Genomic DNA, 15,614 nt, shown 5'->3' with positions numbered 1-15,614 from the left:
AGAAGTTTTTGCATGATGGCTTGGCGTTTTATGCAACCCTACCGAAAAGCTGCGGCGGCACGGGATGCGGCCGGCCGGTGTGCCGCCGGGGTGCCGGGATTCCGGGCGGCGGGGCCCGCTAGTTCAGGTAGCCGCGCCCGGCGGCGTCCGCGCAGACCGGGGTCAGGTTCTCCGCGTCCCCGCTCTCGCAGGACATGTAGACGAGGTTGGCGGCTTCTTCGGTGCTCAGCACCTCGTATCCCATGGAACCGGGGTTGTAGGACACCGCGGTGCTCCACTCGTCGATGTTCTTGCAGTCCTGCAGTCCCCGCAGTTCCGCTTCCTGCAGCTGCTGGTTCGAGGTTTCGGGGTTGGACCATGCCTCGTTCTGCGTTTGGATGGCGGCGCTGCACACGTCGCTGACCGGAGAGGTCGCCGCCGCATCGAAGTTCGCACAGCCGGCCGCCGCCAGCGTGAGGATCGACAGGACAGCGGCCGAGGGCAGAACTTTTCGCATAGCAGCCATGCTACCCATGCTACTTAGGTATTCGCTGGGTCGCGCGTAGCACGCGCATCTCGACAAGCAGGCGCGAAAAATCCCGGCCGCGCCAGGGCGGGGCCGGGATCCACTGCTTCGAGTATGCTGTCGCTAGGCGATGCGGGAGCGGTCGAAGGCGTCCAAGCTGATGCCCTGCTCCAGGATCAGCTTGGCCCATTCCTTGGCCGAGTGCAGGCTGTGGTCGCGGTAGTTGCCGCAGCTGACGGCCTCGGTGCCCGGGACATCTTCCCAGGTGACCTTTTCCACCAGGTCCTCCAGCGAGGTCTTGATGGCCGCGGCGACCTGCTCGGGGGTCGGCTCGCCCCAGGCAATCAGGTGGAATCCGGTGCGGCAGCCGAACGGCGAGAAGTCGATCAGCCCCTCGAAACGGGTGCGGATCAGCCCGGCCAGGGTGTGCTCGATCGTGTGCAGTCCGGCCGTGGGGATCTCCCCGTGGTTCGGCTGGACGAAGCGGATATCGTAGTTGGAAATGGCGTCGCCCTTGGGTCCGCGTTCGACGCCGATCTTGCGCACGTAGGGCGCCTTGACCTTGGTGTGGTCCAGCGCGAAGCTCTCAACTTCTGCAAGTTCAATATCACTCATGGCAAAAGTCTATCCGCTCACTCGGCCATGACGCGATGAGGGTTAATGGGGCGTAACCGATAGAATTCTGGGAGACTTCGGGGCGCACCAGCGGACCCCGGACTGACTTCTTCAGAAGGGAATTTCATGTCGGACAAGAAGACCTTGCTCGTCTTTGCCCATAGCGACGAGGCCGTCGCCTTTGCCGACGTCGAGCACCTGATCACCGGCGTGGGCAAGGTCAATGCGGCGGTGGCGTTGGCCGGGGAGCTGGCCGCCGGCACCGTCGAGCGCGTCATCGTGCTGGGCACCGCCGGCGTGGTCGGCCATGCCGGCGAGGACCGCCCGAGCCTGGACACCATCTACCAGGTGACCAAGCTGATCCAGCATGATTTCCCGCTGCCGTCGGCAGACGTCGATCCGGCCGGCGAGATCCTGCTTCCGGAGTTCCAGGCCACCATGGCCACCGGCGATGTCTTCGTCTCCGACGACAAGCAGCGGGTGCACATCTCGGGTCTGGGTGCTTCCCTGGTGGATATGGAAGGCTACGCCTACGCCAGCATCTGCCAGCGCTTCAACGTCCCGCTGCAGATCTTCAAGATTCCTTCGGACTACGCGGACGACTCGGCGTCGATCGACGAATGGGACGACATCGCCAAGGCGAAGAGCGTGCAGCTGCGCGAATTCTATGAGAAGAACCTGGCCTAGCAGCACTCGCGACGAGGGCAAGGGCAGCGCCACGGGTAGACACCCGGCCGCGCTGCCCTTGCCCTTTTCCATTGGCCCTGGCCAGGCCGCCTGGACCGGGCCGGACGGGATCGACACAGGCAGCAGCCGCAGTGCCGCTTGGTCTAATAGACCTCGGATTCGATACAGTGAGCGCATGACGCCACGGACCGAGCAACCATCAGGTGGCAGCGAAAACTCGACGCCGCGCCACCACCAACTCATCATTTCCCTCTTCGGCCTCTATGCCAGGGCGTATGGGGGCGAGCTGCAGGTGTCCACAATTATTTCGCTGATGAACGACCTTGGCGTTGAGTCGGCCGGGGTTCGTTCATCAATCTCCCGGCTCAAGAAACGCGGAATCATTGACAGCGTCAAGGTCAACAGCCGGAACGGGTACGCGCTGTCGCCCTCAGCCCTGTCCGCTTTCGCAGAGGGCGATGAGCGCATCTTCACACCCCGCCGGGCTACGGCTGGCAGCCGCTGGCTGCTCGCTACATTCACGGTGCCGGAATCGCAACGGAGCATCCGGCACAAGATCCGCTCCACCTTGATCCGCATGGGATTCGGCGCTGTCGCGCCCGGGCTGTGGATTGCCCCGGAGCACCTCAAGGACGAGGCCATGTCCTACTTCGACCGCCACGGGCTGTCGGATTATTTCGAGTTCTTCCTGGCAGAGCATGTGGGCAGCCACGACCTGGCGAAGAACATGGGCATCTGGTGGGACCTCGAATCGCTGGATTCCCTGTATTCCGAGTTCCTGGAAACCAATCAGCCACTCCTGGACAAGTGGACGCGAATGCCGTCGGCAGAAGACTCAGCGGACCGCGACACCGAGGCGTTCGCCGACTACCTCGTGCTGATCACCCAATGGCGCCGGCTGCCTTATTCCGATCCGGGGTTGCCTGCCGAGCTCCTGCCGGAAGGCTGGAACGCCATCGCGGCCTCCGAACTTTTCCAGCAGCTCCACGAAATCATCGGGTTCAGGGCCGCCCGACACGCGGAGCGTGTCATCAGCGATCAGGCAGCCGACGCCAAAACCTAGATCCGGGGCTCCTTTCCCAGCCCGGGAAGACAATGAGCCGCAAGCCAGTTCGCGTGAACTGGGCGGATTCTAGCGGTCGACGCAACACCCGGCGGCTAAGCCACCAATAATAGTTCATCAAGACGCTCGGCTGGAGTTTTCCAGCCGAGCGTCTTGCGTGGACGCCCATTGAGCAAATTGCACACATGCTCCAAATCCTCAGGACCATACCCGGACAGATCCGTGCCCTTGGGGAAATACTGGCGCAGCAACCCGTTCGTGTTCTCGTTCGTGCCCCGCTGCCAAGGGCTATGCGGATCGCAGAAATACATCTCCATGTCCGTCGCAGTGCTAAACGCGGCATGCTTGGCCATCTCCACCCCCTGGTCCCAGGTCAACGACCCACGCAGCAGCTTGGGCAAATCACCCATGGTTTTGATCAGGCCGTCGCGCACCGATTCGGCCGTGTGATCCACCGGCAGGTGCACCAGCGCCACGAAGCGCGTGGTCCGCTCCACCAAGGTGGCGATCGCCGTCTTGTTCCCCGCCCCGAGGATCAGGTCCCCTTCCCAATCACCAGGTACCGCACGGTCTTCCACCGAGGCTGGGCGCTCGCTGATGTTGATCATGGGGTCTCGGAACCGTGGGGTGCGCGATGCAGGATTACGGTGTTGCTTGCGCCGCGCCCTGCCGGTACGCAGGCTTTGCTCCACCTCGCGTTTCAGCCCTCCTCGCGCCTGCACGTAGATTGCTTGTTAAATCGTTTCGTGGCACACACGCATCTCCGTTTGATCGGGGTGATCAGCGATGATTTGATGGCTGATCTGCTCCGGTGACCAGCCTAGTTCCAGTTTCTTCACCACGTAGTCACGCAGGTCCCCGTCCGCGGCGAGTTTGCTGGGCTTGGGCCGGGGCCGGCGGGCCACGGATTGCCGGTGCGCTGAGTACGGCTGGTAGCCCAAAGGGCTGTTGTTGCGCCTGAGCTCACGGCTGATCGTGCTGACCGCGCGTCCCAAGCTGCGGGCGATGGCATTCATCGATTCACCCGTCTGGTGCAGCGCGTAGATTTGTTCACGTTCCTGCAGCGAAAGGTAGCGCGAGCAGATCGCCTGATCCAGGGCAGCCATCGTAGGCGCTGGTGCACTGGATAGTGCACCTGATGGGTCAACAGTGGTAGTCACCCCTCTTTTATAGTCCACGCGCCGGCCATCGGGATAAATCCTCACGTTGCCTGATCTGCGCACGCCGTGATCCCAGTCCTCGGCCGTGCGTCCATGCACCCCGACGATGCCGGCTGCTTCTTTCCTGCTCTTACCTGCGGCTCGGAGTCTGAGGAACTCTTCGCGTTTTTGCCCGCGTGGAGGGGACGTGTTCAGGCCGGCTTTGTTCACCCATTGATAGCACGTGTAGATGGGGAACTCTGCTTCCCTGGCGGCCGCGCTGACGTTCTGCAGTCGGTCGAAAGCTTTGAAGAAGGTGTTCTTCTGCTCTTGGGTGTATTTCGTCTTGGACTTGCCTCGTTGCCTGCTGGCCCCTGATTCCGCAGCATTCGGCGCTTCCCACCCGCAGGTTCGGGCGAGCCTATAAGCGGTGGGTAGGGAGATGCCGATAGCTTCGGCAGCTTCCTTCACCGAGGTGGTCCGGTCCAGGACTTCTGCGAAGCGCTGGCGTTCGGTTTCGGTGATTCGGCGGCGGGTGCCGGTGGGGTGTGGGGTTTCTGGTTTGTCGGTTAAATGGGACACGGTCGTTGCAACTCCTGTTTGGACAGGGTGTTGCAACGACCGTTAGAACCCAAGCTGGCCTGCGGCTCATTTTTTGCTCTATTGCGCTGCAGATCCCTAGCGGCTCTGAATGACGGCGACACCCTGGATTTCGATGAGCGCTTCCTTCTGCCACAAGCGGCTGACGCCAATACCGGCCATCGCCGGGTACTTGCTGCCCGCCATCTCGCGCCAGAGCTTTCCGATCTCCCGGCCGTTGGCCATGTAGTCGTCCACGTCGGTGAGGTAGATGGTCACGGTCACCAGGTCCTCCGGCTTGCCTCCGGCTTCCTCCAAGGTGGCCAAGACGTTGCCGAAAGCCTGCTTGAACTGCTCCACGATACCGCCTGGAACGATCTGCATGTTCTTGTCCAGTGCCGTCTGGCCGCCGAGGTAAACGGTTTCTCCAGCACGCACTCCATGCGCATAACCGGATGGCTTGGGCAGGGATTCTGGGTTGACGGTGAGGTTTTCGAAAACTGCGGCTTCGGCCATGGTGGTCCCTTTCAGAGATTCGATGCGATATCCAAAATTAGGTCTAGCGCACAAATTGTGATGCGTGCTACATTGAGCATACGTGACGGCAGTAAAAAAGTCGACACATAGTTCTTCGGGAGAAAGCACACAATGAAACTCGCTTCGATTCAGTACAAAACGCAGCGCATGGCGGCCGTGGCGGTAGACGGCGGCTATGTTCCGCTGAAGGCCCAGAATCTCAGCGAGCTCCTCAACGACGAGCACTGGCAGGGCCTAGCCCGGCAAACCCTTGCGTCGGGATCCTCCGAATTCATCGCTGCCGCCGATGCAACCGTCCTGAACCCCGTGCCAGCCCCGAACAAGGTCATCTGCTGCGGGCTGAACTACTCGGACCACATTCTGGAAATGGGTCGCGAGCTCCCCGCATACCCGACGCTCTTCGCCAAGTTCGCCGATACCCTGACCGATCCGAATGCGGAGATTACCAGTGAAAACTCCGAGTCCGTCGACTGGGAAGCCGAACTGGCCGTGGTTGTCGGTTCCACCCTGCGCGACGCCACTGAAGACGAAGCACTCGCAGCTATTGCCGGATACACGGTGGCCAACGACGTCTCGATGCGCGACTGGCAGCGCCGCACTCTCCAGTGGTTCCAGGGCAAGGCTTTCGACGCCACCACCCCGCTGGGCCCTTACCTGGTGACCGCGGACGAAATCGACCCGGTCGCAGGCGTCGAGGTGATCTGCCGGATCAACGGCGAAGAGGTCCAGCGCGGGAATACCCGGACCCTGGTCTTCTCGGCGGCCGCGCTGCTGTCCTACATTTCCGGCTTCACCACGCTCCGTGCCGGGGACGTGGTGCTCACCGGAACTCCGGGAGGCGTCGGCATGGGCATGACCCCGCCGCGTTTCCTGCAATCAGGAGACGTGCTGTCCACGGAAATTCCCGGCATCGGCGAGCTATCCAACAAGTTCACCCTGCGGATCCCGGCCGACGCCTGATCCACTCGAAATCTGCCCCACAGCCCAAATTTCAGTTCACACTTCCAAAGGAGAAAAACCATGACTGAAACACCAATGGTCTACCGCACCGAAGGCGACAACTCGATGTACGCCGGTGCCGACGGTTTGGTTGTCCCGGTGGTCACCCGTGCCGGGGAGGAAGACACCAATACCGCGCAGTCCGGCGACTGCGTGCGCGTCTCGGGTGTCAGCATCCAGCACACCCCTGCCACCAAGATCTGGTTCGGCCAGGTCTCCAACACCCCAGGCTACCGTTCGCTGCCGCACCACCACGGTGAAGCGGAAACCGGCGGCTATGTGCTGCGCGGCCACGGCCGCATCTACTTCGGCGAGAACTACGAGCAGTACCTGGACATGACCGCAGGCGACTGGGTTTTCGTTCCGCCCTTCATGCCCCACGTCGAAGCCAATATGTCGGTCACCGAGGAACTTGTCTGGCTCACCGCCCGCACCCCGGAAAACATCGTTGTGAACCTTGAAGACGTCGATGACGCCTCGCTGGAAGGATACCGCCGAGCATGAACGCCCAGACCCTCGACTCCCAGATCTTCCTGAAGGCCATCGAGCTCACGGAGACCGCGCCGGAGGTTTTTGACCAGGCGTTCAACGCCACCCCGCAGTACGCTCCGTGGCCCAAGGCCTACGGCGGCGACATGGTGGCCCAGGGGGCCATGGCCATGATGCGTTCGGTGGGCGATGACCGCGAACTGCATTCTATGCATTCCTATTTCCTGCGCCCCGTCGACATGCATGAACCAGTGCGCTACGAGGTAGAGCACCTGCGCGACGGACGCGGGTACTCCACCCGCCAGGTCCGCGGATTCCAGAACGGCAAGCCGGTCTTCTCGGCCTTGGGTTCCTTCCACGTGCCGGAGCAGGGCCCGGACCTGTCCATGCAAGCCCCCGAAGGCTCCTTTGACCTGGATCCTGAATCGCTGGACAGCGCCGCCCAGGCGCTGGCTGGCGCCGAAGGAGCAGACGCAGAGTACTGGTCCAACGGCCGCAGCTTTGAAATGCGCCACGTGCCTTCACCGGTGTACCTGAGCGTGGAAGGATCCACCGAGCCGCACCAGGCGGTCTGGGTCAAGGCGTTCACCCCGCTGCCGGACGACAAGGTGGTCCAGCGGGCGGCCCTGACCTATGTCTGCGACTACACCATCCTGGAACCGATCCTTCGGAGCCTGAACCTGCCATGGCGCACCGAGGGCCTGACCACCGCCAGCCTGGACCACTCCATGTGGTTCCACCGCGAGGGCAGGGTGGACGACTGGGTGCTCTACGTCCAGGAGGCTGTATCCAGCCAAAATAACCGCGGACTCGCCTTGGGCCGGTTCTACACCCGCGACGGCAAGCTGCTGGCCACTGTCGCCCAAGAGGGCATGATCCGCGGCCCGCGCGGCTAGTGCACCGACCGAAATCCTTCACCACACCGTACACGGCGAAACGACCACTGGAGATACGACATGCCTCTATCACCCTCGTCCCACGTTGACACGTTCACCCGCGACCACCTGCCGCCGCTCGAACAGTGGCCGACGCTGGAATTTACCCTGCCGGAACTGCAGTACCCCGACCGGATGAACGCCGCCACCGTGCTGATCGACGATGCCGTCGCAGCCTTCGGCGCCGACCGACCGGCTTTGCTGGCTCCCGACGGAACCAGCGTCAGCTACGGCGAACTGCTGACCCGCTCCAACCAGGTGGCGCAGGTGTTGGTGGAGGACTTCGGCATCCTCCCGGGCAATCGGGTCCTGCTGCGCGGACCGAACAATGCCTGGCTGGTCGCCTGCTGGCTCGGGGTACTCAAGGCCGGCGCGGTCGTGGTGACCACCATGGCCGCGCTGCGCGCCCAGGAAATCAGGAGCATTGCGGACCTGACCAAGCCTTCCGTGGCCCTGTGCGACCACCGCTTCGTCGAGGACATGGCGCTCGCCGCCCAGGATGCCTACCCCGTGGTGGCGTTCGGCGGCAATGGGGAATCCGACCTCGTGCAACTGGCCGCGGCGAAGCCGGGGCAGTTCGCCAATGTGGACACCTCGGCCGACGACGTGGCACTGCTTGGCCCGACCTCCGGCACCACGGGAACCCCGAAGATCACCATGCATTTCCACCGGGACATCCTGGCCAATGCCGACACCTTCGCGCGCCATATCCTCAAGCCCACCAAAGACGACGTTTTCGCCGGTTCTCCCCCGCTGGCCTTCACCTTCGGGCTCGGCGGCCTGGTCGTCTTCCCGCTGCGCTTCGGGGCCAGCTCGCTGCTGACCGAGCAGGCCACCCCGGTGGAGCTGGCCGAGCTATCGCACCAGGCCGGAGCGACGGTGCTGTTCACCGCTCCCACTGCCTACCGGGCGATCCTCAAGAACGGCAAGGCGGACCTGCTGCGTTCACTGCGCGTCGGGGTCTCGGCCGGTGAGCATCTGCCGGCTGAAACCTGGCATCAGGTACAGGAAGCCACGGGCCTGGAACTCGTCAACGGTATCGGCTCCACCGAAATGCTGCACGTGTTCATTTCGGCCGCTGGCAAGGACATCCGCCCCGGCAGGACCGGCACCGCGATTCCCGGATTCCGCGCCACCATCCTGGACGAGAATGGCAAGGAACTGGGCCCGAATGAAATCGGCAGACTGGCGGTCATCGGCCCGACCGGCTGCCGCTATCTGGACGACGAACGCCAACTGAACTACATCAGCGACGGGTGGAACGTGACTGGCGATGTGTTCCTCAAGGACGAGGAAGGCTACTTCGTCTACCAGGCCCGCAGCGACAACATGATCGTCTCCTCCGGCTACAACATCGGGGCTCCGGAAGTGGAGAACGCGCTGAACCAGCACGACGAGGTGCTGGAGACCGCCGTCATCGCCCGACCCGACCCGAACCGCGGCTCCATCGTTTGCGCGTTCGTGGTGCTGGTTGACGGGGTCGAGCAGTCCGAGGACAAGGCCAAGGAACTGCAGGACTTCGTGAAGGCGACGATCGCTCCATACAAGTACCCGAGGGAAATCCACTTCGTCGACGAGCTGCCACACAATCCCAGCGGCAAGCTGCAGCACTTCAAGCTGCGCGACGCGTTGAACGCCGATTCGCTGTCCTAAGACGACAGCCACCCCAACATATTTTTTGACCGCAGTGCCCACGGGGACTGGTGAAAGGACTAAGATCATGAAAATCGCAGTGATTGGCGGAGGCCCCGGCGGACTGTATTTCGGCGCCCTGATGAAGCAGCTGGATACGGCGCACGAGGTGACGGTCTGGGAGCGTAATGCAGCTTCGGACACCTTCGGCTTCGGCGTGGTGTTCTCCGACGAGACCCTGGGCGGGATCGGCAACGCCGACCCCGTGATCGCCGAGTACATGTCCCGCCGTTTCGCCCGCTGGAGCGACATCGACATCCACTTCCGCGGTGCAATGCACACGGTTGGAGGCCAGGGTTTCGCGGCCATGAGCCGCAAGGAGCTGCTGGAGCTATTGCAGCGCCGCAGCATCGAGCTGGGCGTGGACGTGCGTTTCTCCACCATCGCCCCGCCCGTGGAAGAGCTGATGGCCGAGTACGACCTGGTGCTGGCGGCCGACGGCTTGAACTCCGCGGTCCGCGCCAAGTTCCCCGAGTCCTTCTTGCCTTCGCTGGACCCGCGCGTGTCCAAGTACATGTGGCTGGGCACCGATCAGGTGTTCGAGGCCTTCAAGTTCTTCGTCAAGGAAACCGACGCGGGAACCATGCAGATCCACGGCTACCCGTACTCCGACGAGGGCTCCACGTTCATCGTGGAAATGCACGAGGATGTGTGGCGCGCGGCCGGCTTCGACGAGACCGAAAACGACGTCTTCCCTCCGGGCGTGAGCGACATGAAATCCGTGGCCAAGGTCAAGGAGATCTTCGCGGACGAACTGGCCGGCTTCGACGTGCTGACCAACAACTCCAAGTGGATCAACTTCACCACGGTGCGCAACCAGCACTGGCGCCACGAGAACATCGTGTTGCTGGGCGATGCCGCGCACACTGCGCACTTCTCCATCGGCTCGGGCACGAAGCTCGCCATGGAGGATTCGCTCGCCTTGGCCGCGTGCCTGCACGAGCACAGCTCGGTTGAAACGGCGCTTGAAGCCTACGAGACCGAGCGCCGCCCGGTGGTCGAATCCACCCAGCGTGCCGCCCAGGCATCGCTGGAATGGTTCGAGAACATCGGCCAGTACAAGGACCAGGATCCGGTCCAGTTCTGCTTCAACCTGCTCACCCGTTCGCGCCGCATCACCTACGACAACCTCAAGCTGCGCGACACCGAGTTCGCCAACAAGGTGGATGAGGACTTCGCACGCTTGAACGGATCCGATGTGGTGGCCCCTGCGATGTTCCAGCCGCACAAGATCGGCGAGCTGGAGCTCGTCAACCGCGTGGTGGTCTCCCCCATGGACATGTACTCGGCGGTCGACGGCGTGCCCGGCGACTTCCACCTGGTCCATCTGGGCTCCAAGGCCATGGGCGGCGCCGGACTGGTCATGACCGAAATGGTCTGCGTCTCGGACATCGGCCGCATCACCCCGGGCTGCACCGGCCTGTACACCGATGAGCAGGGCGCCGCGTGGAAGCGCATCACGCAGTACGTGCACGGCAACTCGCAGGCGAAGATCGGCGCCCAGATCGGCCACTCCGGCCGCAAGGGTTCCACCAAGCTCATGTGGGAAGGCCTCGACGAGCCGCTGGATGAGGGCAACTGGGAAGTCCTGGCCCCTTCGGCGCTGCCGTACGGCGAAGGCTGCCACCTTCCGGCGGAAATCACCCGTGCCCAGATGGACGAGGTCCGCGAGCAGTTCGTGGCCGCCGCCAAGCGCGCCGACGAGGCCGGTTTCGACCTGCTTGAGGTGCACGCCGCGCACGGCTACCTGCTCTCGTCGTTCCTCTCCCCGCTGTCCAACCAGCGCACCGACGAATACGGCGGCTCCCTGGAGAACCGCCTGCGCTACCCGCTGGAGGTCCTTGACGCGGTGCGTGCCGCCTGGCCGGCGCACAAGCCGCTGGGCGCCCGCATCTCCGCCACCGACTGGGCGGAGGGCGGCAACACCGAGGACGACGCGCTGGAGATCGCCAAGGCGTTCATCGCCCACGGCATCGATTCGATCGACGTGTCCTCGGGCCAGATCGTGCGCAATGAGCGCCCTGCCTTCGGCCGCAGCTACCAGACCCCGTTTGCGGACAAGATCCGCAACCAGGTCGCCGCGGCCGCCGGGGTGACGGTCATTGCCGTGGGTGCCATCAGCTCCTACGACGATGTGAACTCGATCCTGCTGGCGGGACGTGCCGACCTGGTAGCGCTGGGCCGTACCCACCTGTACAACCCGCAGTGGACCCTGCAGGCCGCCGCCGAACAGGACTACGTGGGAGACGGGGCCACCTGGCCAATGCCGTTCAAGGCCGGACGCCGCAAGCCGCCGAGCGCACGCACCGACGCGGTCCGCCCGCGCCTGTCGCTGCTGCAGGAGGCCGAGGTCGACGAGCAGGTCCACCTGCGTTGGACCCCGGCCAAGGACGCCGCGCAGGACGACCTGATGCCAACCGTCTAACACCAGCTGGATGCTGGCACGCGGGAGCGCCCCGAACCGCCATATGGCTGTTCGGTGCGCTCCCGCTTTATATTCGTGTACCGGACCGGTCTTCAGCGCTTCAACAGCGCTCCCGCCAGCACCCAGAGCACCATCGCGGCCCCCGCTGCAGTCGAGAGCACGGCCCGTGCCCGGTCCGGGAAGACGAGCATCGCCATCCCGATCCAGCTGGCTGAAAGGCCTACCGACAAGAGCACCAGGCGCTCGGATTCCGGGCGCCGGACAAGCAGGAAGGGCAGCAGTATCAGCAACAGGGCCACTGCCGCGTGTATTGGCCAGTGATCGACGTCGTTGGTGATTTCCAATTCCTCCGGGGCGACGGACAGCGAATGCTGGAAGGCGCCCCAGGCAGCCGGCGCCCACAACACCACGCCGAGCAGCGCCCAGACCAGCCGGGGCCAAGCCGTCGCCGACACCGGGGCAGGGACCAAGTGGCCACGCAACAGCCAGGCCAGCGCTGCGGTCACCACACCTACCGTCAGTCCAACCCACCAAGGTCCTTGTTCCCACCGCACTAGGGCACAGAGGAGTACCGCGCCCGTGACGGTGGCCAATTGCACCAGCGCGGTGCGCGAACGCGCGGGCCAGAGGGCGATCCAGCCCAGGGCCGAGCCGATGCTGAAGGTGAAGAGCGCGCCCCAGCTGGACTCCAGGGGCACCGCCCAGACGTAATCGGGATTGGCCCACCCCAGCAGGGTTCCAAGATCAATGAGCCCGTACATGGGGACTAGCGCCACCAAACAAAAGAAACCCGCAACGACGCGGGCCAGCCGGATCCGGCGTGTGCTCCCGGGATCCGGATCCTGAACCATTTCCAGTTCTTCCATGGAACGCAGGGTACGCCGGTAGCGGCGAGGCTGGAAGATCCATGAACCATCTTTTCCAGACGGCGCAGCACAAGCCCGACCTGCATCGATTCCAACCCTGTCAGGGTTCACAACGCTGGGCTCCGGCTGGCCGCAAATATCTGCAAGATTCACGCTCCATCCATGTCGGAGTCCGGATGGCATGCGAGGGATGTTCGGCGATCGGCCTGACTTGTCTGCATGTCTCCGCCCCGTGGCCGCCGAAGTCCAGTAGCTGCGGCGGATAGGTGCACGGCAAATGGGGCGCGGTCGTGGATTACGTCCACGACCGCGCCCCAGCTACTATGCATGCCCGGGTCTAGTGGCCCTTGAAGGCCTCGGCCAGCCACCAAGCGCCGCCATCCGAGGCGATCTTCGCGTCGATCACCAGTGGCTTGGCGGGGTTTGAACCCACCCAATGCTTCACGGCGTCCAGGTCCGCGAGGGTGCGCACGGTGATGCCATCGGCACCGAAGCCGCGGCCGATGGCGGCGAAATCCGTTTCGGGGAACACCACCGAGTCCATGTCCGGAACTTCGTCGGCCTCGCCGAAGTGGTGCACCTCGGCGCCGTAGGCCGCGTCGTTGTAGACAATGCAAACCAGCGGGAGCTTCAGGCGCACCGCGGTATCCAGCTCGGCGATCGCCATGTGGAATCCGCCATCGCCGGTACCCAGCACCGGCAGTCGCTCCGGCTGCGCCAGCGCCGCGCCGATCGCGGTATACAGGCCCAGTCCGATGGACTGGAACGCCTGGGTGAAGCAGAAGCCGTGCTCGTCGGGCACGTCGAGGAACTGGCTCGGGTATCCCATGAAGTTGCCCGAGTCGACGCTCACCACCCGTTCGGCCGGGAGGATTTCGTCCAGGGCCGTGGTCAGGGTCCGGGGATCGATCGAGGTCCCGGTGGACAGATCCACATAGTCGACCTGCTGCCAATGGGCCTGGGCGTCAATGCGTTCCTTCACCTGGCTGGTGCGGTAGCTTTCGCGAACCGCGGTCTTCTGGGCGAGCAGCAGCTCCAGTACATCCCTGGCGCATTCGGCGCTGTCCCCGACGATGCCCAGGTCGATCGGCCGGTTGGCTCCCAGCGCCGGCTCGTCCAGATCCACCTGGACCACCTTGGTGTCCTGACCGATCAGGTGCCCGTGGCGCATCGTCCACATGTTCAGTGCGCAGCCGAACCCGACGATCAGGTCCGCCGCGGAAATGAGCTCGGCAGTCAGCGGGGAGGAGAAACCCCCGGAAATGCCCAGGTTGAAATCATCCGCATTGAACAATCCCTTGGCCACTGCCGAGGTGGCCACCAGAGCACCGGTATGGCGGGCCAGGGCGAGGATCTCCTGCTTGGCACCGCGGCCGCCGCGCCCGGCCACGAAGACCGGACGCTGCGCATTTTCCAGCAGAACCGCCAAGGCGCGCACCGAATCGCGCGAGGGACGGATCGGTTCGCGCGGCACCACCTCGATTGGTTCGACAGCGTCGGGGGCCGGCAGCGCCTGCACGTTCAGCGGCAGGTTGAGCACCACGGTCCGGCGGTCGTTCACCGCCGTGCGATAGGCGCGCACCGTATCGGCCACCGCAGTTTGGGCGCTGTGGATCCGTTCGGAGACCGCGTAGACGGAGGACGCGAACGAGTCCTGGTCCATGGCGAAGTTCGAATACACCGCGCTCGGAGCGGCCTCGGCGGCCAGCACGATCATCGGCGTGCGGGACTTGGCCGCCTCGCCGATGCCCGTGGCAGCATTGGTCAGCCCGCACCCCTGGTGCACCGAAACCACCCCGACCTGCCCGCTGGTGCGCGAGTAGGCATCCGCCATCGTCGCCGCCCCGCCCTCGTGGCGCGCGGCCGTGTACGGCACACCCTGCTCTATCAGGGCATTGGTAATGGTGAAGTTGCCGCTGCCGACAACACCGAAGACATGTCCTACGCCGAGCTCCGCGAGGGTTTTTCCTACAAGTTCTGCAACATTCATGGACGGTTCCTTTGATGGCGAATGGTAATTACAAGCTGGTCGAATTGTCAGGCCGCGGCAAGGGTTCGCGAGGGAGCGGAACCGAACTTCTGCCCATAGTAGGCCGAGAAGCGCCCAAGGTGGTCGAATCCTACCTTGGACGCGATGGAGCTGACGCTGTCACCCTGGGCAGGGTTGGCTCCCAGCAGCAGTTGGTGGGCCGCCAGCAGCCGCACCTCGCGCAGATACTGGATCGGCGTGGTACCCAGATGTCGGGTGAATACATACTGCAGTTGCCGCGAGCTGATACCGACGGTTTGCGCCACCGTCGAGATCCGCGTGATGTGCGCGAAATTTTCGTCAATGAAATTCTTGGCAGCCTGCAGGTAGTCGGGATATCCGCTGGGTGTCTGCTGCGGCGGCTCGAAACAGTCCAGATGCGGAGTCAATCCGAGCAACAGGGTCGATAAGAACGTGTTCAGCAGGGTCTGGCCGATATGCGCTTCGGGGTCGACGCCCAGCTCGCCCAGGGCCAAGCAGGATTCCATCCAGGTGTGAGCGACCAGGTTCGGCGCGGCAAGTTGCAGGGGCGTGCGCGAATCCAGGGTGGTGCCGGAGGCCAGGCTCCTACCGCTGATGCGGGCGAAGTACTCGGCGGCGACCTTGGATTCCATCCCGCCGATCAGCGCCCCGCGTCCGGCGTCCGGGACCATCACGGTGGTCCGGGAGGTGCTCAGCGCGAAGGGTGTCGCGGATTTCCACTGGTGAGAGCTCGATTCGACGGCCATGGGACCGAGTGGGAAAACGACCAGGATGCGGTCGTCGGTCGGAGGGGAGGTGATGGTGACTTCTTCGCCATAGGCTACGTGGACCAGCGACAGTGGGCCCAAGCTGGTGCCGTTGACCGTGCCGTTTAAAGCCACCCCGCTATTCAGGCGCAGGGCGTGCTGGTCGAGGGTCAGTTCATTGACTGCATCGCGGATGATGCACGGATCGGTGCTCCGGGCGACCGGATGCTGGGTCAGCATCCCTTCCGACTCCGAATGACCAGTCGTCGACAGCTCAGTCACAATGATCCTCCTTAGCGAGTTTTCCCTGTTGCACAGGGCATGGG

Annotated in this window: 13 protein-coding genes and 1 pseudogene; 7 read left to right on the top strand and 7 right to left on the bottom strand. The window is 63.8% G+C overall.

Going from position 1 to position 15,614, the window contains the following annotated elements:
* Nucleotides 1-118: 118 nt before the first annotated feature.
* The gene (locus tag JQN66_RS05485; RefSeq protein WP_204676966.1) at nucleotides 119-505 is read right to left on the bottom strand and encodes a hypothetical protein; all 387 of its coding nucleotides are present in this window, start codon (nucleotides 503-505) and stop codon (nucleotides 119-121) included.
* A gap of 123 nt (nucleotides 506-628) precedes the next feature.
* A complete protein-coding gene (locus JQN66_RS05480; protein WP_204676965.1) occupies nucleotides 629-1,120 on the bottom strand; it encodes an S-ribosylhomocysteine lyase in 492 nt (163 codons plus the stop codon).
* Between the two features lie 126 nt (nucleotides 1,121-1,246).
* Between JQN66_RS05480 and JQN66_RS05475 the strand changes: the two genes are divergently transcribed.
* Nucleotides 1,247-1,807, top strand: coding sequence for a phosphorylase family protein (locus JQN66_RS05475; protein ID WP_204676964.1), 561 nt, complete (start codon nucleotides 1,247-1,249; stop codon nucleotides 1,805-1,807).
* 292 nt (nucleotides 1,808-2,099) lie between these two features.
* Entirely contained in the window at nucleotides 2,100-2,870 is a 771-nt protein-coding gene (locus tag JQN66_RS05470; protein WP_239464152.1) for a PaaX family transcriptional regulator, read from the top strand.
* 95 nt (nucleotides 2,871-2,965) lie between these two features.
* Here the strand turns inward: JQN66_RS05470 and JQN66_RS05465 are convergent.
* Nucleotides 2,966-4,138: pseudogene (locus JQN66_RS05465) on the bottom strand (IS30 family transposase).
* A gap of 549 nt (nucleotides 4,139-4,687) precedes the next feature.
* Nucleotides 4,688-5,104: a RidA family protein gene (locus JQN66_RS05460; protein ID WP_204676962.1), complete on the bottom strand. Its 417-nt coding sequence runs from the start codon at nucleotides 5,102-5,104 to the stop codon at nucleotides 4,688-4,690.
* A gap of 132 nt (nucleotides 5,105-5,236) precedes the next feature.
* Here JQN66_RS05460 and JQN66_RS05455 point away from each other — a divergent pair, with 132 nt between their 5' ends.
* The 5 genes from JQN66_RS05455 to JQN66_RS05435 all read left to right on the top strand — a co-directional run bounded on the left by JQN66_RS05455 (nucleotide 5,237) and on the right by JQN66_RS05435 (nucleotide 11,665).
* On the top strand, nucleotides 5,237-6,085 hold the full coding sequence (locus JQN66_RS05455; RefSeq protein WP_204676961.1) for a fumarylacetoacetate hydrolase family protein: 849 nt from the start codon (nucleotides 5,237-5,239) through the stop codon (nucleotides 6,083-6,085).
* A 60-nt stretch (nucleotides 6,086-6,145) separates the two neighbouring features.
* Entirely contained in the window at nucleotides 6,146-6,628 is a 483-nt protein-coding gene (locus JQN66_RS05450; protein WP_204676960.1) for a cupin domain-containing protein, read from the top strand.
* Complete coding sequence (locus JQN66_RS05445) at nucleotides 6,625-7,509, top strand: acyl-CoA thioesterase (RefSeq protein ID WP_204676959.1); 885 nt, start codon at nucleotides 6,625-6,627, stop codon at nucleotides 7,507-7,509. Before JQN66_RS05450 ends, JQN66_RS05445 begins: the two co-directional genes overlap by 4 nt.
* Nucleotides 7,510-7,569: 60 nt before the next feature.
* Nucleotides 7,570-9,201 carry an AMP-binding protein gene (locus JQN66_RS05440; protein WP_204676958.1) on the top strand — a complete coding sequence of 544 codons (1,632 nt, stop codon included), beginning with the start codon at nucleotides 7,570-7,572 and terminating at the stop codon, nucleotides 9,199-9,201.
* 67 nt (nucleotides 9,202-9,268) lie between these two features.
* The gene (locus JQN66_RS05435) at nucleotides 9,269-11,665 is read left to right on the top strand and encodes a bifunctional salicylyl-CoA 5-hydroxylase/oxidoreductase (RefSeq protein WP_204676957.1); all 2,397 of its coding nucleotides are present in this window, start codon (nucleotides 9,269-9,271) and stop codon (nucleotides 11,663-11,665) included.
* A gap of 92 nt (nucleotides 11,666-11,757) precedes the next feature.
* Here the strand turns inward: JQN66_RS05435 and JQN66_RS05430 are convergent, their stop codons facing one another.
* The 3 genes from JQN66_RS05430 to JQN66_RS05420 form a co-directional block, all read right to left on the bottom strand.
* Nucleotides 11,758-12,426: a hypothetical protein gene (locus JQN66_RS05430; RefSeq protein WP_204676956.1), complete on the bottom strand. Its 669-nt coding sequence runs from the start codon at nucleotides 12,424-12,426 to the stop codon at nucleotides 11,758-11,760.
* 442 nt (nucleotides 12,427-12,868) lie between these two features.
* Nucleotides 12,869-14,521 (bottom strand): thiamine pyrophosphate-binding protein, encoded by a 1,653-nt coding sequence (locus JQN66_RS05425; RefSeq protein WP_204676955.1) that lies wholly within the window; start codon nucleotides 14,519-14,521, stop codon nucleotides 12,869-12,871.
* 47 nt (nucleotides 14,522-14,568) lie between these two features.
* Nucleotides 14,569-15,570: an AraC family transcriptional regulator gene (locus JQN66_RS05420; RefSeq protein WP_204676954.1), complete on the bottom strand. Its 1,002-nt coding sequence runs from the start codon at nucleotides 15,568-15,570 to the stop codon at nucleotides 14,569-14,571.
* Between the last annotated feature and the right edge of the window lie 44 nt (nucleotides 15,571-15,614).

Origin of the sequence: Glutamicibacter protophormiae (assembly GCF_016894325.1) — a bacterium.
Taxonomy (GTDB): domain Bacteria; phylum Actinomycetota; class Actinomycetes; order Actinomycetales; family Micrococcaceae; genus Glutamicibacter; species Glutamicibacter protophormiae.
The sequence above is the reverse complement of the archived record's forward strand: the minus strand, read 5'-3'. Positions and strand labels throughout refer to the sequence as shown.